The 20,114-nt window shown below is 44.0% G+C and carries 16 protein-coding genes; 11 read left to right on the top strand and 5 right to left on the bottom strand.

Annotation, left to right across the window (positions count from 1 at the left end; genetic code table 11):
* The 5 genes from HMPREF9446_RS04100 to HMPREF9446_RS04080 form a co-directional block, all read left to right on the top strand.
* On the top strand, positions 1-528 hold a 528-nt coding region (locus HMPREF9446_RS04100; RefSeq protein WP_009124157.1), incomplete at its 5' end, for a glycosyl hydrolase 53 family protein.
* A gap of 422 nt (positions 529-950) precedes the next feature.
* Positions 951-4,028, top strand: a complete 3,078-nt coding sequence (locus tag HMPREF9446_RS04095) for a SusC/RagA family TonB-linked outer membrane protein (protein WP_009124155.1) — start codon at positions 951-953, stop codon at positions 4,026-4,028.
* Positions 4,029-4,047: 19 nt separating this feature from the next.
* Positions 4,048-5,649 (top strand): RagB/SusD family nutrient uptake outer membrane protein, encoded by a 1,602-nt coding sequence (locus HMPREF9446_RS04090; RefSeq protein ID WP_009124154.1) that lies wholly within the window; start codon positions 4,048-4,050, stop codon positions 5,647-5,649.
* Between the two features lie 33 nt (positions 5,650-5,682).
* Positions 5,683-6,819, top strand: coding sequence for a SusF/SusE family outer membrane protein (locus tag HMPREF9446_RS04085; protein WP_009124153.1), 1,137 nt, complete (start codon positions 5,683-5,685; stop codon positions 6,817-6,819).
* An 89-nt stretch (positions 6,820-6,908) separates the two neighbouring features.
* Positions 6,909-8,405, top strand: a complete 1,497-nt coding sequence (locus tag HMPREF9446_RS04080; protein ID WP_009124152.1) for a DUF5115 domain-containing protein — start codon at positions 6,909-6,911, stop codon at positions 8,403-8,405.
* 333 nt (positions 8,406-8,738) lie between these two features.
* Here the strand turns inward: HMPREF9446_RS04080 and HMPREF9446_RS04075 are convergent, their stop codons facing one another.
* Positions 8,739-9,005, bottom strand: a complete 267-nt coding sequence (locus tag HMPREF9446_RS04075) for a type II toxin-antitoxin system YafQ family toxin (protein WP_009124151.1) — start codon at positions 9,003-9,005, stop codon at positions 8,739-8,741.
* Positions 9,002-9,244, bottom strand: coding sequence for a hypothetical protein (locus tag HMPREF9446_RS04070; protein WP_009124150.1), 243 nt, complete (start codon positions 9,242-9,244; stop codon positions 9,002-9,004). Before HMPREF9446_RS04070 ends, HMPREF9446_RS04075 begins: the two co-directional genes overlap by 4 nt.
* A 314-nt stretch (positions 9,245-9,558) precedes the next feature.
* Between HMPREF9446_RS04070 and HMPREF9446_RS04065 the strand changes: the two genes are divergently transcribed.
* Positions 9,559-12,138, top strand: a complete 2,580-nt coding sequence (locus HMPREF9446_RS04065; protein WP_009124148.1) for an alpha-amylase family glycosyl hydrolase — start codon at positions 9,559-9,561, stop codon at positions 12,136-12,138.
* A 13-nt stretch (positions 12,139-12,151) separates the two neighbouring features.
* On the opposite strand, the gene HMPREF9446_RS04060 is transcribed toward HMPREF9446_RS04065, so the two are convergent.
* The gene (locus tag HMPREF9446_RS04060; RefSeq protein WP_009124147.1) at positions 12,152-13,135 is read right to left on the bottom strand and encodes a GNAT family N-acetyltransferase; all 984 of its coding nucleotides are present in this window, start codon (positions 13,133-13,135) and stop codon (positions 12,152-12,154) included.
* Positions 13,136-13,340: 205 nt separating this feature from the next.
* Here HMPREF9446_RS04060 and HMPREF9446_RS04055 point away from each other — a divergent pair, with 205 nt between their 5' ends.
* The 5 genes from HMPREF9446_RS04055 to HMPREF9446_RS04035 are packed head-to-tail and all read left to right on the top strand — an operon-like array spanning position 13,341 to position 16,227.
* Entirely contained in the window at positions 13,341-13,877 is a 537-nt protein-coding gene (locus tag HMPREF9446_RS04055; RefSeq protein WP_009124146.1) for a nitroreductase family protein, read from the top strand.
* Positions 13,878-13,879: 2 nt separating this feature from the next.
* Positions 13,880-14,215 (top strand): hypothetical protein, encoded by a 336-nt coding sequence (locus tag HMPREF9446_RS04050; RefSeq protein WP_009124145.1) that lies wholly within the window; start codon positions 13,880-13,882, stop codon positions 14,213-14,215.
* A gap of 1 nt (position 14,216) precedes the next feature.
* Positions 14,217-15,017 carry a Rossmann-like and DUF2520 domain-containing protein gene (locus HMPREF9446_RS04045; protein ID WP_009124144.1) on the top strand — a complete coding sequence of 267 codons (801 nt, stop codon included), beginning with the start codon at positions 14,217-14,219 and terminating at the stop codon, positions 15,015-15,017.
* Between the two features lie 21 nt (positions 15,018-15,038).
* Positions 15,039-15,569, top strand: a complete 531-nt coding sequence (locus HMPREF9446_RS04040; RefSeq protein ID WP_009124143.1) for a KdsC family phosphatase — start codon at positions 15,039-15,041, stop codon at positions 15,567-15,569.
* Between the two features lie 43 nt (positions 15,570-15,612).
* On the top strand, positions 15,613-16,227 hold the full coding sequence (locus tag HMPREF9446_RS04035) for a Maf-like protein (protein WP_039968503.1): 615 nt from the start codon (positions 15,613-15,615) through the stop codon (positions 16,225-16,227).
* Here HMPREF9446_RS04035 and HMPREF9446_RS04030 read toward each other — a convergent pair.
* Together HMPREF9446_RS04030 and HMPREF9446_RS04025 are read right to left on the bottom strand one after the other, a co-directional pair.
* Positions 16,184-18,382 carry a tetratricopeptide repeat protein gene (locus HMPREF9446_RS04030; protein WP_009124141.1) on the bottom strand — a complete coding sequence of 733 codons (2,199 nt, stop codon included), beginning with the start codon at positions 18,380-18,382 and terminating at the stop codon, positions 16,184-16,186. The two genes, HMPREF9446_RS04035 and HMPREF9446_RS04030, sit on opposite strands and share 44 nt — an antisense overlap.
* Before the next feature lie 171 nt (positions 18,383-18,553).
* Positions 18,554-20,068, bottom strand: a complete 1,515-nt coding sequence (locus HMPREF9446_RS04025; RefSeq protein ID WP_009124140.1) for an SLC13 family permease — start codon at positions 20,066-20,068, stop codon at positions 18,554-18,556.
* Positions 20,069-20,114 lie beyond the last annotated feature (46 nt).

The following is a 20,114-nucleotide window of genomic DNA, read 5'->3' as shown; positions in this document are numbered from 1 at the left end:
ATCGTGTATTGGATGATAGTTGCGGATTTTAGGAATACAGGATATGAGGCGGTAAAGTCGGTCTTTCCGAATGCTGTTGTCATCGTTCATCTGGATAATGGCTACGATAACTCTTTATATACGTGGTTCTTTGATGAATTGAAGAAGAATGATGGAAAGTGGGATATGATAGGTATGTCGCTTTATCCTTACTGGACAATGCTTGAACATAAGGAATATACGGCAGAGAAAACAATCGAGGATTGTATCGCTAATATCAAGAAAGTGAGTACCAAATATGATTGTGATGTAATGGTAGTGGAAACAGGAATGGAATGTGCGGATGATAAAGGCCGGTTGGCTGCTGCATCTGTTTTGCAGGAAGGGAAAAAGCTGTTGACCCGCATCTTGAAGGAATGCCGTGAGAATACAAATGACCGCTGTAAGGGTGTGTTCTATTGGGAACCGGAGTGCAGGCCAAGTCAATACCGGTTGGGAGCGTTCACCGAAGACGGTTATCCTACTGTAATAATGGATGCCTTTAAGTGATGTTTCAAGGCATTTCTTTTTGTCTTTGTCTGTAGTTTTCTTTATTTCATATAAGTTATCTGTTTTTCTTATTCTTTATTCTTTATTTCGTCCCACGTATGTATGCCGGATTGCCCGCAAATGTGTGCTCTGTGGTTTGCATACGTGGGATGAACTTCTTTCTTACGTTTAAGACTGTCCGGAGAATAGTGGATTTCCCTAAAGTGTAACATCGTTTTCCTTGTATTGCATGCAATCGTTTGCATTGTTTGAGTTGCACATTTCGTATGTTTCCTGTATTTTGCTAAATTAATAAGTTTTATTTTTGTTTCATCATGCTATAGGTGCTTGAAAGACATCCTTGGCTGATACCGTGAAAATCAAGAATTATTTCTTGAATATATATAGGTAATTAATATTGTTAACTTTAATTTATTAAATGCATGAAGCAAGTTAATCTTAGAATCTGTCGAACGATTCTTACCCTAATCTTAGGGCTATTCTTGTCAGTAGGCGCTTATGCACAGAGCATCACTGTGAAAGGGCATGTAAAAGATGCCTTAGGTGCTGTGATAGGTGCGAGTGTAGTAGAAAAAGGAAATGCTACAAACGGAACAATCACCGATCTTGACGGTAACTTTACATTGAATGTACCTAAAGGCTCTACGTTGGTAGTGTCTTTCATTGGCTATAAGACGCAGGAGGTTGCTGCTGCCCCTAATGTTGCCATTACTTTACAGGAAGATACAGAAATGTTGGATGAAGTGGTCGTTATTGGTTATGGTGTGGCTAAAAAAAACGACTTGACTGGTTCTGTTACGGCAATCAAGCCGGATGAAATGAACAAAGGTTTGGTGACGAATGCACAAGACATGATGCAAGGTAAGATTGCCGGTGTAAGCGTTACAAGTGGTGGCGGTACACCTGGTGGCGGTGCAACTATTCGTGTTCGTGGTGGTTCATCTCTGAATGCAAGCAATGATCCTTTGGTGGTAATTGATGGTTTGGCAATGGATAATCAAGGTGTAAAAGGTCTTGCCAATCCTTTGTCAATGGTTAATCCTGCCGACATTGAAACGTTTACGGTATTGAAGGATGCCTCAGCTACAGCCATTTATGGTTCTCGTGGTTCTAATGGTGTTATCATTATTACTACTAAGAAGGGACGTAGTGGAGCTAAACCTACTATTACTTATAATGGTAATGTATCTGTCAGCACCAAGAAAAAAACGATTGATGTGTTGAGCGGACAAGAGTTTGGCGAATTTGTTGAAGAAATGTACGGTATTGGTAGTGATGCCTGGAATTTGATGGCGGGTGTGGTTACCGATAAAAACAACAATGTGATAGGCTTGACAAATGCCAAGCAGCTTGAAGATGGAACTTATCGTTATAACAATACTGATTGGCAAGATGAGATTTATCGTACTGCTATCAGCCATGATCATAATATTACGATATCGGGTGGTTTGAAAAATATGCCTTATCGCGTGTCATTAGGTTATACAAACCAAGACGGTATTTTGAAAACATCTAATTTTGAACGTTATACAGCTTCTATTAATGTGTCACCAAAGTTCTTTGACGACCATTTGACCGTTAACTTGAATGCAAAGGGGATGATTGCCAATAACCGTTATGCGGACGGTGGTGCCATTGGTGCAGCTGTTTACATGATTCCTACTTTCTCTGTACATGGTGCTACAGATATTTTGAACAATTATTTTGGTGGATATAGTCAGTGGGTATCAGATGGCTCTGCCTTGAATGACCCCACTTGGCCTTATACTTCTAACCGTAATGCTACAAAGAATCCGGTTTCTTTATTGGATTTGAAGGATGATACGGCCAATTCCAAATCGTTTATTGGAAATGTTGAACTGGATTATAAAGTACATGGATTGGAGGATTTACGTTTGCATATGAATGTTGGCGGTGATTTCTCAACAGGTAAGCAGACTACGCTTATTTCTCCATATTCAGTTTCAAACAACTATTATGGTTGGGATGGTTGGGAAAAAATATTTAAGTACAACAAGATGCTTAATGCTTATGCCCAATATAATAAAGATTTTAATGATGCTCACCATTTTGATATCATGGGTGGTTATGAGTGGCAGCATTTTTATCATAGAGGCGAAAAGGACGGCTGGGGACTTTATCAAAGCTCCAATACAGAAAAACCGGGTGAAAAATATCAGCGTGATGCTAAGGTATGGAAAAGTGAAAATTATTTGGTTTCATTCTTTGGACGTGCCAACTATACTTTGCTTGACCGCTATATGTTGACGGCAACTGTACGTTATGACGGTTCTTCCCGTTTTAAGGATCATTGGGCACTTTTCCCGTCTTTCGCATTTGGCTGGAGACTGAAAGAAGAAGCTTTCTTGAAGGACGTAGATGTTCTTTCTGATTTAAAACTCCGATTAGGATATGGTCAGACTGGTCAGCAGGAAGGTATTGGAGATTATAATTATTTTGCTTCTTATAATGTAAGTACTGGTAACGGTAGCTCTTATCCAATCCTTGGTGATGGTATTCTATATCGTCCGGATGCTTATAATGAGAACCTTACTTGGGAGACAACAACGACTTATAATGCGGGTATTGATTTCGGCTTTTGGAATGGCCGTTTAAGTGGTAGTGTGGATTATTATTATCGTAAGACTACAGATTTGCTGAATACCGTATATGTATCGGCCGGTTCTAATTTCCGTAATCAAGTTACTTCTAATATCGGTTCTTTGAAGAATACGGGTGTTGAAATCGCTTTGACTTATCGTCCTATCCAGACGAAAGATCTCTCTTGGGAGATTACGGCAAATGCAACTTATAATGATAATGAAATTACAGAGTTGATAGGTGAAGAAGGCTATTTTGTTCCAACAGGAGGCATCTCTGCCGGTACAGGAGGTAATTGTCAGGCTCACTCGGTAGGTCATCCGGCTAGTTCATTCTATGTATTCCAACAGGTATATGATAAAGCCGGTAAGCCGATTGAAGGTGCGTACGTTGACCGTAATGGTGACGGCATCATTAATCAGGATGATAAATATTTCTATAAAAGCCCGGCAGCTCCTTGGACGGCAGGCTTGTCTTCCAAACTTATATGGAAGAATTGGGATTTCGGTTTTTCTTTGCGTGCCAACTTCAACAATTACGTGTACAATGACTTGGAGGCTGGCTCAAGTAACGTAAACAAAGGGTATCTCTATCGTTTAGGTTTCTTAAGTAATGTTCCTACTATGTCCATTGAAAAAGGATGGCAGACTAACGATAATGTTTTGTCTGATTATTTTGTGCAGAACGCAACTTTCCTGAAATGTGACAACATTACATTGGGCTATAGTTTTGATGGTTTGTTTGGCTCTAAGCTTGGTGGACGTATCTATGGTGCTGTGACCAATGTGTTTACCATTACTAACTATAAAGGTATTGATCCGGAAGTATTCGGTGGTATAGATAACAACTTATATCCACGTCCGTTTACAGCTCAACTGGGATTGACTCTTAATTTCTAATCATAAAAAATACTAAGATATGAACTTGAAGAATATAAAACATATAGTTCCTGCGGCAATTCTTCTATTGTCGTTAGGGTTGGGCTCTTGCGTGAACGACTTGGACGTTACGCCTATTGACCCCAGTACGAATATGACTCCTGATTATGATGCACTGTTCACAAAATGCTATGCTAACATGGCGTTGGCTGGTAATGGTGGTGCCAATGGTGATTGTGATGTTGATGGTTTGGATGGTGGTACGACCGGTTTTGTCCGCCAAATGTTTAATGCTAATGAATTGACTACTGATGAGGCCATATGTAACTGGGGGGATGAAGGTATTCCCGCATTTAACTTCAATCAGTGGGGAGCCAGTCATCCTATGTTGAAAGGTTTTTATTATCGCCTTTATTTTGGAGTGACAATGTGCAACTTCTATTTGGCTGAAGCTGCTGAATATGATGCAACTATGACTGCTGAAGTTCGTTTTCTCCGTGCGCTTTATTATTTTCATCTGATGGACTGTTTTGGAAATATTCCTTTCTTGACTGAGGTTTCTCCTAATGCTGCTCCTCAGGCTACTCGCAAAGAGGTATATGATTTTATTGAAAGTGAATTGATTGGAGAAAATGGCTGCATTGCTTCTATGAAAGCCCCGAAAAGCAATACTTATGGCCGGGCTGACCAGGCTGCCGGTTGGATGTTGCTTTCTCGCCTTTATTTGAATGCCGAAGTTTATACTGGTACGGCACAGTGGGAAAAGGCGGCTGAATACGCTGACAAAGTAATGAAATCGGGTTATACGTTGCATAAGACAGGTGAAGGTCAGTGGAGTGCCTATCAGATGCTTTTCATGGGAAATAACGGTGAAAATGGAGCACAAGTTGAAGCAATCCTTCCGTTGCTGCAGGATGGTAATACAACAACCAGTTGGGGTACATCGCTTTTCTTGATGGCTTCTACCTTTAATGATAAAATGACTTATGTTGGTGAAGCTACCAATGGAACAACAGAAGCTTGGGGAGGTAATCGTTGCCGTCCTGACTTGGTGAAGAAGTTTTTCCCTAATGGTGGTATTCCCGAAGATACGGATACTTGGGGTGTGCTGAAAGCTGCCAAGGATGACCGTGCTCTCTTTTGGGGGAAAGGTCATACACTGGAGGTAGATGATGTGGCTACTTTTGAGAGCGGATTTGCTTGTACTAAGTTTACAAACTTTTATTCCGATGGTTCTGCTGCCAAGAATTCTCAGTTCTGTGATACGGACTTTTTCTTGATGCGTGCTGCCGAAGCATGGTTAACTTATGCTGAAGCTACTGCACGTTTGAATGGAGGTACAACGACAACCGAAGGTGCAGCTGCTATCAATGAGATTCGCAGCCGCGCTAATACCACAACTAAAGCCTCTTACTCTTTGAATGAAATTCTGGATGAATGGTCTCGTGAATTTTATTTCGAGGGACGCCGTCGTGGGGATTTGATCCGTTTCGGCAAGTTCGGTGGTAGTTCTGACTATAAGTGGCAGTGGAAAGGTGGAGTGAAGGAAGGTACCAACTTCAATGCAAATTTAAACATCTTTGCCATCCCTGATACAGACTTGAACGCTAATCCGAATTTGAAACAGAATCCTGGCTATTAATAGAAGTGTATCATTTGTAAATAACGGAATAATATGAAAAAAATATCAATATTGACTATTTTGTCCGCCGGATTGCTTTCATTCTCGGCGTGCGATTCTGACAGGGATTCAAATCCCATTTTACAGGAACCTACTGCTTTTGTGCTGAATACTCCTGCTTATGTCAACACCACTTATGATTTGACAAATTCCAAGTCTATCGAATTGACTTGCTCTCAACCGGACTTTGGATATACAGCTCCTACTATATATTCTGTAGAGGTGTCTTTGAACCAGGACTTTGCAGAGCCTGTAAAGTTGGATACTAAATATACGACAGCCAAGATGGATGTTGACGCTTCTGAAATGGCTCTTGCTGTAACCAATTTGGCTGTTGCTCAAGGCAAGGTGGAAGCTGATTTTCCGATAACGACTTCTGTATATGTACGCGTAATTGCAGAATTGGCTTCGGCAACAGAAACCATTTCTTCTATAACTTCTAATGTAATTAATTTGCCTTCTGTAAAAACAGACTTTGCATTGCCGCCGGTTGTATTGCCGACCAAACTTTATTTGATTGGCGAGTACTGTGCTTGGGACTGGGGCAAAGCTCTTGAAATGATTCCTTGCCATGACGGAACAACCGGTACTTTCTGGAGTCTGGTTTATTTGCCTAAGGGTGGCGTTAAGTTTAACACAGCTACTGCTTGGGATGGTAATGAAATAGGTTATGCCGGTTGTACGGCAGTTGATAACTATAAGGCTGGTCTGTCTGATAGTGGTGGTAATATTGGCGTTGATAGAGCAGGTTGGTATTTGATAGTAATCCGTTCTGCCGTTAATGGCCGTAATATTGATTACACTATTGAATTCAACGAACCGGCAGTATGGCTGATTGGTGGTGTGATAAAAGAAGGTGGTGACTGGACTGAATGTGCGGACGGATGGAAGTTTACAGTGCCGGAAACTGCTGACGCAGATTTTGTTTCACCGGCATTTGCGGCCGATGCTCCCGAAGGTCCTCGTGCTTTTGTCAAAGTTGACGGGTTTGATTGGTGGAAATCAGAATTCATGGTATTCGACGGTAAGTTGAAATATCGTGCTGCAGGTAGTGACTTAGATCGGGTTACTTCTAAAGCCGGTCAGAAGATGTACATCAATTTCACTAAGGGGACAGGAAAGATTGAATAAAAGAATCATGAAGAGTACTCTTGCAGAATGGATTATCCTTCTGCAAGAGCCTCTGAAAGAGGTTATAATCTGATAAAAGAAAAACAATTATGAAGAAAATATTATTCTATACGTTACTTACAGCAGTTGCTTTTACAACTGTATCTTGTGACGAGGATTTCAATGAAGATGTGGCTGCTCCACAAACGTGGCCGCAAGAAGAAGCCATTACATTACCGGGGTTTTCAGCTGCATCAACCGCTTCTGTCGATTTGGCTTCGGGTGACTCTGTTGCTGTATTCACTTATACCGCTCCGTCCAATTTGCCGGAAGGTACCACTGTTGATAATTTTCGCTTGGAAATAACTCCCGATGGGGTAGAGGGAGCCAAGGCAACTACCGTGAAGGCTTCTTCCAATGGTAAGGTCGCTTCTGTCGATTTGCAGAAAATTATTGAGGATAATTATGGAAAACGCCCCGTTGAGCGTACCTTGAACGCTAATTTGTATGCCAATTTGATGAAAGAGGGTCAGGCTTCTTTGCTGACTTGTGAACCCATTGCCATAAAGGCTACTCCGGAAGCTCCGCATATTGCTTCTAAATATTATATGGTGGGTGATATGTTCAAGGTTGATGATGTAAATAACGGCTGGAATGCTGCTACCATGAAGGCATTCAACCATAGCGATAAGGATGTTTATGAAGATCCTATATTTACTTTGATGATTACTACTACCGCCGATAATCAACATTGGAAGATTATTCCACAAGACAATATTGATAATGATGACTTCTGGGCTGTAGGAGTACTTGGTGTAGCTATTGACGGTGATGACAGCATGAGTGGTAGCTTGATTAATACGGGCGATGTAAAAGCCGCTAAAATAGCGAAAGCTGGTATGTACAGTATTACGCTGAATATGATGGACTATACTTATGCCATTAAAGAGGTTATTCCGGAATATTATATTGTAGGTGCCATGCAGAACTGGAACGCTGATGCTTCAAAAGGTAAGACTTGTATGCTCTATCCGCAAAGCAAGATGGTTCATTCTTATACCACCCAATTCAAGGACGATGCGAATCTGAAACTTTGGCTGGGTAGTGATTTTGGCAATTGGGACGCTTGCTACGGTGCCGCTGTCGATGGTGACAATGCCGCTTCGGGTACATTGGTGGGTATCGGTGCCGGTGCTGCCGTATGCCCGGAAAAGGGAGCTTTCTATACCTTTACGGCAGATTTCTCTACCATGACTTATAAATGGACGAAACTGGATAACCAAGAACCGAAAATTTATACTACCATTTCATTGATAGGAGCATTCAATGGTTGGGACCAAAAGACTAACATTGATTTGAAAGAAGTTACTCCTCACAACTGGTATGGAAGTGCTGTGACATTGGCAGAAGGACAACTGAAATTCTGTGCTAACGATGACTGGGCAGACAGTTGGGGAGGTACAGGTAACGACGGTGATGTGAATGTTGCAGACCAGAATTCCGGTAAGACGGTGTACAATGGCAAGAATATGTTTGCGCCTGCCGGTACTTATAATGTGTACTTCAATGATATCACAGGCGAATATGTATTCCAGGTTGTAGAGTAGGAAACTGTTCTTGAATAGTTTTTGATATAATAGTCAGACTGCCCGCAGCAATGTGGGCAGTCTTTTTTTATTTTCAGCCCCAATCAACAAAGAGTTGAACGCAGTTTTACCCTCATGCTCTCATAGATGTGCTGTATTCTCTTATTCATTGGGTGTATAGCTATGAGGGTAGTTATGAGGGCTAGGTGTTATTCTCATAGCGTATTGTTGCCTTAAAACATCATGTTTACTAACGGCTTGCTATAGTGAGCCGGGCGGCTTACTATAGTTGGCTGCTATTGTACATAAAGGATTTTATCAAAGGAGACGGTGCTGAAGCATAAGGAATGTCACTTAGAATAATTCGGAATGGCTTCCAATTCTAAGCAAATCAATTATATTCCCATCAATCCATATAAGAAGTAAATCATCCTCAATATGGCATTCCATACAGCCTCTGTACTCTCCCTTCAATAAATGAGGTTTGTACTCTTTGGGTATCGGCAGGTCATTGATAAGCAGATTGGCTATATTTTCAAAAGCTGCCAATTTCTTGGGGAACTTCTGAATACGCTTAAAGTCCCTTTTAAATTGGCTCGTTGGGTGCAATCGTTTTTTCACTTCATCAATTCCTCCATCAAACTTTCTACGCTATCAAATGTTTCTTTATCCTTTGCTTCACGTGCTTCTTTAATAGAAGCAACTGTTTCTTCATTGGGTTCTGAATACATTGCATTCATCAAAGTGCTCTCTACGAAGTTATTCAAGCTTCTGTTTGCTTTCTTGGCATGTTCCTGCAATACCTGCAACAAGTCTTCGCGCAGACGAAACGAAGTTTGTTTTCTTACTACTGCTTCCATATCATATTATTTTTGTATTTTATTATACTGCAAAGGTAATACATTGTAATACAAAAACAAGTTTTTCCCTTATTTCCTTTGCGTAAAAAAACGAACCAGAGGGGCAACACGATATACAATCGGATAGAACCTGTACGAAAAACATCGTGCTATGTATGAATAGTGTAGGTTATTAGGAATAAGGCTGTTTGGCGAAGCTTGACTTGATATGCAAACGTTTTCGTAATCTTATCCTTGTTTTCTCTTGCGTTAGTCTGTTTGCTGTTTTTTTTCCGGCTATATTTGTAGAGCGATAACTTTGAATACTTTATATTATGAAAATTATCAATCAACGTAAGAATTCTGTTCTATGGCATTTAATATGCTTCAGTTTGGTGTTGGCATTCACGGCATGTAGTGACGATAAAGAGGAGTTCCAGGAGTATCTGACCCCTGCTTCCGGTAGTGAATCAATCTTTGAACAAGGCTTTAGTTTTGGTGAAGCTGCCTCTTCGCAAAGCGTCAGCTTTGAGGCCGGACAGCAATGGACAGCCGAACTGAGTGGTGAGGATACCGGTTGGTGCAACATCAATCCGGCAAAAGGTACGTCCGGGAAAGCTACGATTATGGTTTCTGTCGGCAAGAATGAAACCGGAAAAGCGCGGACGGCACAATTGAATATCATATCCGGTTCAAAGAAGAAAGAAATATCTGTCACTCAGGCTGCCAATGCAATGGTTGTTCCGGACGGTTTGAGCTTTACGCCGGCAGCACCGGATGCCGACCAGCCCCTTGTAATTACTTTTAAAGCGGATGCAAAGTCTGCCCTTTATGGGCATAAAGGAGAGGTGTATGTGCATATCGGTGTGGTCAGTGAAGGGACCTGGCTGTTCGTTCCGGCAGACTGGGCGGAAAACACGGATAAATGTAAGATGACTTCAACCGAAGCCAACGTATGGAGCATTACGTTGACCCCGAATATCAGGGAGTGGTTTGGAAGCGGAAAGACACCGGTGAACCGACTTGGAATAGTGATTCGCAATGCGGATGGTAGCAAGAAAGGGGTAGAGTCGGATTCCTTTATTGAGGTGACCGACACAAAATACGAAGGCTTTGTGCCTGGTGAAATTAAAACAGCGGCAGTACCGGCTGGTATGGTTGAGGGTATCAATGTAGTGGATAATTCGACGGTGACACTGGTGCTTTATGACAAGGATACGAATGGGAATCATAAGGACTTTGCGCATGTAGTGGGCGACTTCAACAACTGGACATTGAGTAATGATGAAAAATCGCAGATGTATCGTGATGATACTTCCGGATGTTGGTGGATTACGCTGACGGGACTGGACGCAAGCAAAGAATATGCTTTCCAATATTATGTGGGTACAAAGGAGGGTGAAGTGATTCGTCTGGCTGATGCCTATGCGGAAAAGATTCTCGATCCTGATAATGATAAATATATTCCGGCTTCCACCTACAGCGAGAGTATGGCTTATCCTGAGGGGGGAGTAGGAATCGTTTCTACCTTCAAGATACAGAAAGACAGTTATAATTGGAAAGTCAATGATTTTAAGATAGCAAATCCGGAGCAATTGGTGATATACGAATTGCATTTACGTGACTTCACCGCTTCCAGCGACATCAATGGTGCGATGGGTAAGCTCTCTTATCTGAAGGCTATGGGAGTCAATGCCATCGAACTGATGCCGGTGCAAGAGTTTGATGGAAACGACAGTTGGGGGTATAATCCTTGCTTCTTCTTTGCGATGGACAAGGCTTATGGTACAAAAGCCATGTATAAGCAGTTTATTGACGCTTGCCATGAAGCGGGTATGGCTGTCATTTTCGATGTGGTCTATAATCACGCCACCGGGAACAATCCTTTTGCCAAGCTGTATTGGAATGGTGACAAGACTGCGAAAAATAATCCTTACTTCAATGTTGAGGCTCCCCATCCTTATAGTGTATTCCACGATTTCAACCACGAAAGCCCGTTGGTGCGTAAATTCGTGAAGCGCAATCTGCAATTCTTGCTGAAGGAATATAAAGTGGATGGCTTCCGCTTTGACTTGACAAAAGGCTTTACGCAGACAAGTTCTACAGAAGGCACGGCATCCAATTATGATGGAAAACGTGTTGCCATCCTGAAGGATTATAATGCAGCCATCAAGGAGACAAAGAATGACGCTTATGTTATCTTGGAACATTTTTGTGATTCAAAAGAAGAAAAGGAGCTGGCTGCCGATGGTATGCACTTGTGGCGTAATTTGAACAATGCCTATTGTCAGTCAGCTATGGGATATAGTCAGGACAGTTCGTTCGGAGGCCTCTATGAAGAAACACCGGCATGGGTAGGCTTCATGGAAAGCCACGATGAAGAGCGCATGGCCTACAAGCAGACCCAATGGGGCGATGGCGTGTTGAAAACAGATCTCAAGGCACGTATGGAACAATTGGAGTTGAATACTACCTTCTTCCTCACTGTACCCGGCCCTAAGATGGTTTGGCAATTTGGGGAAATGGGATATGACATTTCCATAGAAGAGAATGGCCGTACGGGAAAGAAACCTTTGCATTGGGAATATTTGGACAATGCCGATCGCAAAGAATTGCATGATGTCTATGTGGATCTGATGAAATTGCGTAATGATTATCCTGAGCTGTTCAGTTCCAGTGCCGCATTGACTTGGAAAGTAGGTACTGCCGATTGGAACAATGGGCGTTCGCTGTTGTTGGAAAGTGTGGCAGGAAAGAAATTGGTCGTAGTGGGCAATTTCACTCATGCGGCCATAGATGTTGCTTTTCCCGCAGCTGCCGGAAATTGGAAAGATTATTTCACCGGAAAGGATGAAACTGTGGGAGCTAAGGTGAATGTGCCTGCCCACGGATATAAGGTTTATATCAACTTCTGACAATTATACTGATTCATTCATACATCTTGATCAGCATCCGATTCAGCCATTCCCAGCGAAAGTGGAACCAGCGTCGGGTGCTGATTTGTTTCCCGCCGAAGCGGAGTACAAAATCCCGGTACCCATGTTTGCGGAACGGGAGGCCGACATCCATGAATTCCAGATGGCGGTAACCTTGTTCCTTGGCATCGTCCAATGCTTTCCATACGGCAAGAATTCCCGGATATTGCAAAGCGTACGACTTGCGCATACCGCCAGAGAACCATAAGTAGGCACTGTCATCGGAATAGATGCAGGCACTGCCTCCTATAATCTTGCCTTTATAAGTCACTATAAAGATTTTGCTTTGTTGCTCTTTCATGAGTTGCGTTTCAAGCTGCTGGAAGAAATTCCTGTTGGGGAAGTGGCGGCGGACTTTGGAGGAGTAAACATGATGAAGCATCTGGGCGAATGCCTTTATCTCTTCCGTACCATGTGCTTCACGTACTTGTGCTCCATTTTTTAATCCTTTCTTTATTTGGCGGATACGGGAAGGACTAAAGCGCTCTTCCGCCTTATCCAGACTGTGCAGCGAATTACGCACCCTTAACCAGTTGACCGCAAAATACCGGTTTTCCCGGAAAGCCTTGTAGCCGAACATGGCATTGTCCAGATTGCGGAATTCAATAAGAAAGCATTTTCTTAAGGCTTCACTGGTCAACCGTTGAAGCATGTCACCGAAAACGGACTCTTTATCCATGTTTTCTTCGAAGTATTCTCCCGTGCCATATATTTCGCATCGTTTGATGATGCCGGGAGGAAACAGACGGGCACTTGTACGTATGGCGGCAAGCAGTTTGGCTACAGGTTTGTCATCTACGGAAGCAACGATAAGAATGGGAGTATAACCCGGAGTAGCTTCATAAATGTGGAACAACTCTGTAGAATGGAACGTGTTGGTGCCCGGCAATTCCGGTACCTTGTTTCCGCCGTAATATGTGGTCAGTTTAAGGGGCATTGACTGCAAATTTAAAAAATAATAGATAAATTCCTTGTACTCGTAGGGGAAAACTCATTTTCCATGAGTTTATTTAATCGGATTTTTGCGTTATCTTTGCATCAAAAGGCGAAGATAGGCTGTATCTCTGTATAAAAAAGGATAAGTTCTTTTTATTCTACTTCCGGTTTACACTATCTTTGCATGTATTAAACACGAATAGGTTATGGAAAGTTTCAGCGAGTTAATAAAGGTTCGCCGTAGTATGCGGAAATTTACAGAAGAAGAGTTGACGCAAGAGCAGGTTGTCACCTTGATGAAAGCTGCTTTGATGGCACCTACGTCAAAACGCAGTAATGCCTGGCAATTTATCGTAGTGGATGATAAGGAAAAGCTAAAACAGTTGTCATATTGCAAGGAACAGGCTTCGCAGTTTATTGCAGATGCCGCTTTGGCAGTAGTGGTGACAGCCGATCCGTTGGCAAGCGATGTGTGGGTGGAAGATGCAGCCATTGCTTCCATTTATTTACAGCTTCAGGCTGAGGATATGGGATTGGGCAGTTGCTGGGTGCAGATACGTGAACGTTTTACGGCCACAGGCGTACCTTCCAATGAATATGTACATGAGGTACTTGATATTCCTTTGCCGTTGCAAGTGCTCAGTATTATTGCTATCGGTCACAAAGGGATGGAGCGCAAGCCTTTCAATGAAGACAATTTGCAGTGGGAGAAGATTCATCTCAATAAATACGGAGGGGAATAGCAGTGAGTGCAGCAAAAGCAAACAATAACCGGGACACATACAAGGCTACTGCCATCACCCTGATAGTGTTCGGCATTCTATATCTGGTGGATAAATTGGTGCATTTTTCTGCGATAGGCCTTCCATGGGTGATGAACAAGGATAACTTCTTGCTTTATACCGCAGTGATTTTTCTGATGTTCAAGCACGATAAGTCTGTAGGGCTGGTCTTGATAGGCTTGTGGCTGGTACTGAACTTTGGGCTGATTACCGCATTGCTTGGTACGATGTCAGCATATTTATTACCGGTAGCATTGTTGGTAGTCGGTGCTATCTTGTATTTGGTCTCAACAAGATAAGATGAAAAGAAGTATAGAAGATACGTCGGTAGCCTTTATCGGTGCGGGGAATCTTGCCACTAATCTGGCAAAGGCCCTTTATCGGAAGGGATTCCGTATTGTGCAGATCTATAGCCGTACGGAAGAGTCGGCGCAGTCTCTGGCACAGATGGTAGAAGCGGAATGCACTACAGCATTGTCTGACGTGACGAAAGATGCACAGCTTTATATAGTATCGCTGAAAGATGCGGCCTTGGTACGGCTGTTGCCCGAAATTGTTGCCGGAGGGGAGAGAAAAGCCTTGTGGGTACATACAGCGGGCAGTATCCCGATGGATATCTGGGCAGGACATGTAGAAAGATATGGCGTGTTTTATCCCATGCAGACATTTAGCAAACTGCGTGAAGTCGATTTTCGGGATATACCCATTTTCGTGGAAAGCCGTTCGGAAGAAGATACGCGGTTTCTGAAGGATATTGCGGCCGTTCTCTCGGAGCAGGTTTATGAGGCTACCTCTGAGCAGCGGAAAAGCCTCCATCTGGCTGCCGTGTTTACATGTAACTTCACGAACCACATGTATGCTTTGGCCGCCGAATTACTGAAGAAGTATCAGCTTCCTTTTGAGGCAATGCTTCCGCTGATAGATGAAACGGCACGTAAGGTGCATGAGCTGGAACCTCGTGCGGCACAGACGGGGCCGGCCCTAAGATATGACGAGAATGTGATTGACGGCCATATATGTATGTTGGCCGATGAGCCGGAAATGCAGGAGTTGTACCGGAAAATCAGTGAGAGTATCCATAGACTTGCAGCAGGCAAGTAGTTTAACAACAGAAAGAATACAATGAGTACAATAAACTATGATTTAAAGAAGATAAAGGCCCTTGTTTTTGATGTGGACGGAGTGCTGAGTGCTAATGTGATTCCTATGAGTTCAGAGGGAGAACCGATGCGTACGGTTAACATAAAGGATGGTTATTCGTTGCATTTGGCAGCCAAGCAGGGGGTGTTGCTGGGAATTATAACCGGTGGGCGTACGGAAGCTGTCCGCAAGCGTTTCGCTGCTTTGGGTTTTGATGACAGTAACATTTATATGGGTTCTTCCGTGAAGATACATGACTACTGCGATTTTCGTGACCGGCATGGGTTGAAGGATGAGGAGATTCTTTATGTAGGTGATGACATTCCCGATATGGAGGTGATGCGTGTCTGCGGTCTGCCATGTTGTCCGAAAGATGCTGCTCCGGAAGTAAAGGCGATTGCACGTTATATCTCCCATGCGGAGGGCGGTTATGGCTGTGGGCGTGATATCGTAGAGCAGGTATTGAAGGTGAAAGGGCTTTGGTTGGCTGATGAAAAAGCCTTCGGCTGGTAGTCTTGATTGCCAAATCGTCAATTGCTAAATCTGAAATAACATGATACTGGACAATCTGAAGAAATATAGAGTGATTCTTGCCTCCAACTCTCCACGCCGGAGGGAGTTGCTGGCAGGGCTGGGAGTGGAGTATGAAGTAAGGACTTTACCCGATGTCGATGAATCTTATCCCGATACATTGAAGGGGGCGGATATCCCTCTGTATATTGCAAAGAAGAAAGCAGACGCTCATCTTTCCATGATGAAGCCGGGAGAGTTGATGATAACGGCCGATACGATTGTCTGGCTGGACAATAAGGTCCTGGGGAAGCCTAGGGATAGGGAAGATGCTTTGCAGATGTTATGTGATATGGCCGGACGCACTCATGAAGTCTTTACCGGAGTATGCTTGACTACGACGGAATGGCAACGTAGTTTTACGGCTCAGACAGAGGTTCGTTTCTCCCGGTTGGATGAAGAGGAAATAGCGTATTACGTAGATAAATACCAACCGATGGATAAAGCGGGAGCATACGGTGTGCAGGAGTGGATTGGCTTTATCGGGGTGGAGAACATATCGGGCAGCTACTATAATGTCATGGGGCTTCCTGTACAGCGGCTTTACAAAGAACTTATTAGTCTGCCAAGTCCATCATCAGCGGAATGTCTTTCTCGTTGATTCCCTGTTTGATCAGCGTTTCCTTGTCCTTGCTGAACATCTCCCGGAATGCTTCCCTGCTACCGCTTTCCAAAGCTGCCTTACCGTAGAGCTCTGCTGCTTTTTCAAGATTCCCCAATCTCCAGGCAACATGTCCGGCATTGAGGTAATCGGTGGCAAGAGGCCGGGAGTCAAGTATCTTGTTGTAGTATTTCATGGCTTGTTCGTGCTTCCCGCTGACAAATGAACACCAGCCTATGGCACGCCATGCTTTGACATTGTTGTTTTCTATAAAATCCAGTTTAAAGAAGTACTGCAGGGCTTCTTCATACTTTTCTTGTTCTGCCAGGCAACTGCCTGTATAGAAAAGGATATTGTGGTTTTCCGGTTGGATCGTTTCCGCTTTTCTGTAATATTCCAGGGCAGAGGTAAAATCCCTCATCTGACGGTAGCAGGTGGCAAGATGGCGGATAGTCCACACATGGTCAGGTTTCAATATGTCGGCCTTGCAGTATGCGCTGACAGCTTCTTTGTAACGCTTTTCTTTTTGCAGGCAATAACCGGCTTTCTGGAAGATATCTGCATCTGTATGATTTTGGTTGATCAAGTTTTGATAAACTTCCAAAGCCTCGGTATAATGCTGTTTACGGAAATGGAAATCGGCCACGGCGGCGAGCAGTCCGGGCTTGCATAAGATTTCTTTTAAAGCCGGAATCCGGTGCAGCGCTATCTCTTCTTTAAAAATATCACGGAACTCCAATCTGCGTTGGTTCAGTTTGAAGAAACGATATAAATCATGTATATATTGATTGCTGTTGACATCCGGTCGTTGGGCATACTGGCGCAGACTGGAGGATTTGCTTTCATCCGCCAGGTCATTCAAATCCTGGGAGGTCATCTGGCTGAGCATCATTTCGCGCTGTGTCTGCGGTATGTGTGCCATGGTGAAACAGAGAGAATACTTGTCACTGTCACAAAAGAATCCCGATTGCAATATCAGAGAAAGGATGGCATTGTCTCCCGTCGGCTTGAAACCGAATTCTTTAATAAGGCTGGAGTGCTGCATGTCAAACGGGTAGAACCAGTTATACGGTTCTCTGAAGAACGGATAGCTCTTGAGTTGGGCAAATGTGCTCATATAAACATCTGCGCCTTCCAGTTGCAGTTCATTCATCTCGCGTATCTTGTCTCCTAAACCGGATTGTTCGAAAGCCTTTTCCCAGTCCGGATTCAAGTCATTTTCATCGGCGGCATTGTCCTCGAATCCGAATTTCATGTTGCGCATGATGCTGACATTCTTCATCATTTCCGGAATGATTTCCTCGCGCATCTTCTTGTCTATCTTCTCTGTTTCCTGGCTACGTAGCAGTTGGATATAGACCCGGTTCAGCTGTTTGCCGAAACTGCTGTCTTCATTGAAAAGAGACAGGCGGGCCGTCAGTTCGGGATAATAGGACAGGCGGGCAGGATAGATATGCAGCGCAATGGCTATTCCTACCAGGGCGCGCTGGTTTACATGGGTTTCGGCATGAGTCGTTGCATCCAGCAACCATGCGAACTTGCGCATGTCAAAACATTCCATTAGGCTCAGTGTCACGGCGCTGGTAAACAGGCATAGGTCGTTGACGGGCAATAACTCGGATTCCAGTAATTCTTTGGCTTGCTGCTCGTCCTTTGCCGTCCAGGCACTATTGCTCCATGTGGCAAGGAAAAGAACCTGGTTGGTCTCTTCATGGCGTTTTAATACGGCATCCAGATTTTGATTGTCTGGCATTAGCCGGCATACGGCCATATCGTCCGGAAAGGACTCCAAGACTTTCCGGAGGGTGGCAATGTCATATTCTTCGGGCAGCCTTTTCCTGTTTTTACGTAAGGAGTGGTAGTAATGGCTGGATACTTCATCGAGTGAACCCAGACGGACCTGGTCGGCAATTTCCCACGTTTCGGCAAGCAATTTCCGGTAGAGCTTCGGGCGTTCCGGGTCATTGACTCCTTGCTTCATATATTGCAGCATATACCGGTAGGAGATTTGCGCCTGTTCCAGACGGTTGCGTAAACTCCAGTTGCTGCTGTCCCATAAGAATGTTTCCAATAGGGATTGCGCCTCTTTCAATCGTTTCTGTTGCAGCAAGCTAATGATATGTTGGTATTGCTCTTGTATGGTTTGCTCGTTCATGGATTTCTGTCTTTTTAAAAGTATCTTTTGCAAAAGTACAAAAAGAATGCCAGAAAATTTGGCGATTTCTCAGAAACCGTTTGCCTGCTGTTGTAAAAAGATGAAGAGGTTGAATCCCATAAATGAAAAACATGGAATTCAACCTCTCTTTAGTCGTTGTAAAGCAGTGGGCTACAGCAGTCCGCTCGATCCTAGGAAGATCAGCATGGCATATCCCAGCACCAGTCCGATGGCTCCCATAATGAGACCGACTTTTTCCATATCTTTCTGTTTGATCATGCCTGTGGCATGTGCCAGCGCGTTGGGCGGTGTGCTGATGGGCAGCACCATTGCCAGGGATGAGCCGAGGGCTACGCCTACCAATAAGGTCAGTACGCCACCCATGGGCTGTAGCGTGTCGCGCATACTGATTCCGGCAATGGCGAGGATGGGCACCAACAATGCGGCAGTAGCCGTGTGTGAGATAAAGTTTGCCATGGCGTAACAGATAAGCCCCGACCCTACAATCATTACGACAGGTGACCATGTATTGAACGGAATGGCTTCAATCATGTGTTTGGCCAGTCCGGTCTCGTTCAATGCCACGCCTAAAGCGAAGCCGCCGGCAACCATCCAAAGTACACTCCAGCTGATTTCTTCCAAGTCGCGTTTGGTTATGACTCCGGTGATACAGAACACCGCTACCGGAATCATGGCTACTACATTGGAGTTGACACCGGTAAACTTGTCGGACATCCACAATAATACCGTGATGGCAAAGGTGATATATACCACAATAGACCGCCAGTCTTTTTTGGCTTCGCCTTCTATTTGCAGTTCAATGGTTTTCTGCTTGAAAGGGAACAGGCGGAGGAGGATGAACCAGGCAATGAATAGCACGATAATGGTATAGGGCATCATGAAACTCATCCACTCACCGAAACCGATGTTCATGTTCAAGCCTTCGGGGTCGTTGAGGTATTTCAGCGCGATGGCATTGGGCGGTGTGCCGATAGGGGTTCCCATGCCACCTACGTTGGCTGCTACCGGAATGGCAAGTGCCAGGCCTATTTTACCTTTTCCGTCGGCGGGAAGGGCTTTCAATACCGGGGTGAGGAAAGTAAGCATCATGGCGGCAGTGGCCGTGTTGCTGAGGAACATGGAGAAAAAGGCGGTTACTAAAATAAAGCCCAGCAATACGTAGCGTGACTGCGTGCCAAAGGGTTTCAGCATGACTCGTGCCAACAGCACGTCCAGACCGCTTTTCGTGGCGGCAATGGCCAGAATGAAGCCTCCGATGAACAGCATGATGATAGGGTCGGCAAAGCAATGCATGATGGACTTGTATTTTACTGCCTGCCCCAATTCTTCCGAGGAATAGCCTTGTCTGAAGAACCATAAGCTGCTGTCGGAGACGGTTAACAGCAATAATACCACAATCAATACGGAGGTGGTCCATGCCGGTACGGCTTCAAACACCCACATCAGGGTGGCAAAGACGAATATGGAAATTAAGCGTTGTTCTATGAAGGTCAGTCCTTCTACACCGAAAGCGTCTGTGGGGAGACCCCACAGTACTAAAGCGACTGTGGTGGCAATGGTCAGTTTGATAATTCTGGAAACGGTCTGGTCTTCCGCCAGACGTTTGGCTTTTTTAAGTTCCTGGTAGGCTTCCACTAAATGAAAGCCCCTAAACATTTTATACATGGTATTGGATTTAAAGGGTTATTGAATGCTAGAAAAAACAGACAGG

The organism is Bacteroides fluxus YIT 12057 (genome assembly GCF_000195635.1).
In the GTDB taxonomy this organism is placed as follows: Bacteria; Bacteroidota; Bacteroidia; order Bacteroidales; family Bacteroidaceae; genus Bacteroides; species Bacteroides fluxus.
The sequence above is the reverse complement of the archived record's forward strand: the minus strand, read 5'-3'. Positions and strand labels throughout refer to the sequence as shown.

Bases quoted from the DNA above. Each gene is read 5' to 3' on its own strand.
- HMPREF9446_RS04085 (WP_009124153.1), top strand. From the start codon at position 5,683: ATGAAAAAAATATCAATATTGACTATTTTGTCCGCCGGATTGCTTTCA.
- HMPREF9446_RS04070 (WP_009124150.1), bottom strand. From the start codon at position 9,244: ATGGAAGCAGTAGTAAGAAAACAAACTTCGTTTCGTCTGCGCGAAGAC.
- HMPREF9446_RS04080 (WP_009124152.1), top strand. From the start codon at position 6,909: ATGAAGAAAATATTATTCTATACGTTACTTACAGCAGTTGCTTTTACA.
- HMPREF9446_RS04030 (WP_009124141.1), bottom strand. From the start codon at position 18,382: ATGAACGAGCAAACCATACAAGAGCAATACCAACATATCATTAGCTTG.
- HMPREF9446_RS04065 (WP_009124148.1), top strand. From the start codon at position 9,559: ATGAAAATTATCAATCAACGTAAGAATTCTGTTCTATGGCATTTAATA.
- HMPREF9446_RS04040 (WP_009124143.1), top strand. From the start codon at position 15,039: ATGAGTACAATAAACTATGATTTAAAGAAGATAAAGGCCCTTGTTTTT.
- HMPREF9446_RS04095 (WP_009124155.1), top strand. From the start codon at position 951: ATGAAGCAAGTTAATCTTAGAATCTGTCGAACGATTCTTACCCTAATC.
- HMPREF9446_RS04055 (WP_009124146.1), top strand. From the start codon at position 13,341: ATGGAAAGTTTCAGCGAGTTAATAAAGGTTCGCCGTAGTATGCGGAAA.
- HMPREF9446_RS04060 (WP_009124147.1), bottom strand. From the start codon at position 13,135: ATGCCCCTTAAACTGACCACATATTACGGCGGAAACAAGGTACCGGAA.
- HMPREF9446_RS04090 (WP_009124154.1), top strand. From the start codon at position 4,048: ATGAACTTGAAGAATATAAAACATATAGTTCCTGCGGCAATTCTTCTA.
- HMPREF9446_RS04045 (WP_009124144.1), top strand. From the start codon at position 14,217: ATGAAAAGAAGTATAGAAGATACGTCGGTAGCCTTTATCGGTGCGGGG.
- HMPREF9446_RS04025 (WP_009124140.1), bottom strand. From the start codon at position 20,068: ATGTATAAAATGTTTAGGGGCTTTCATTTAGTGGAAGCCTACCAGGAA.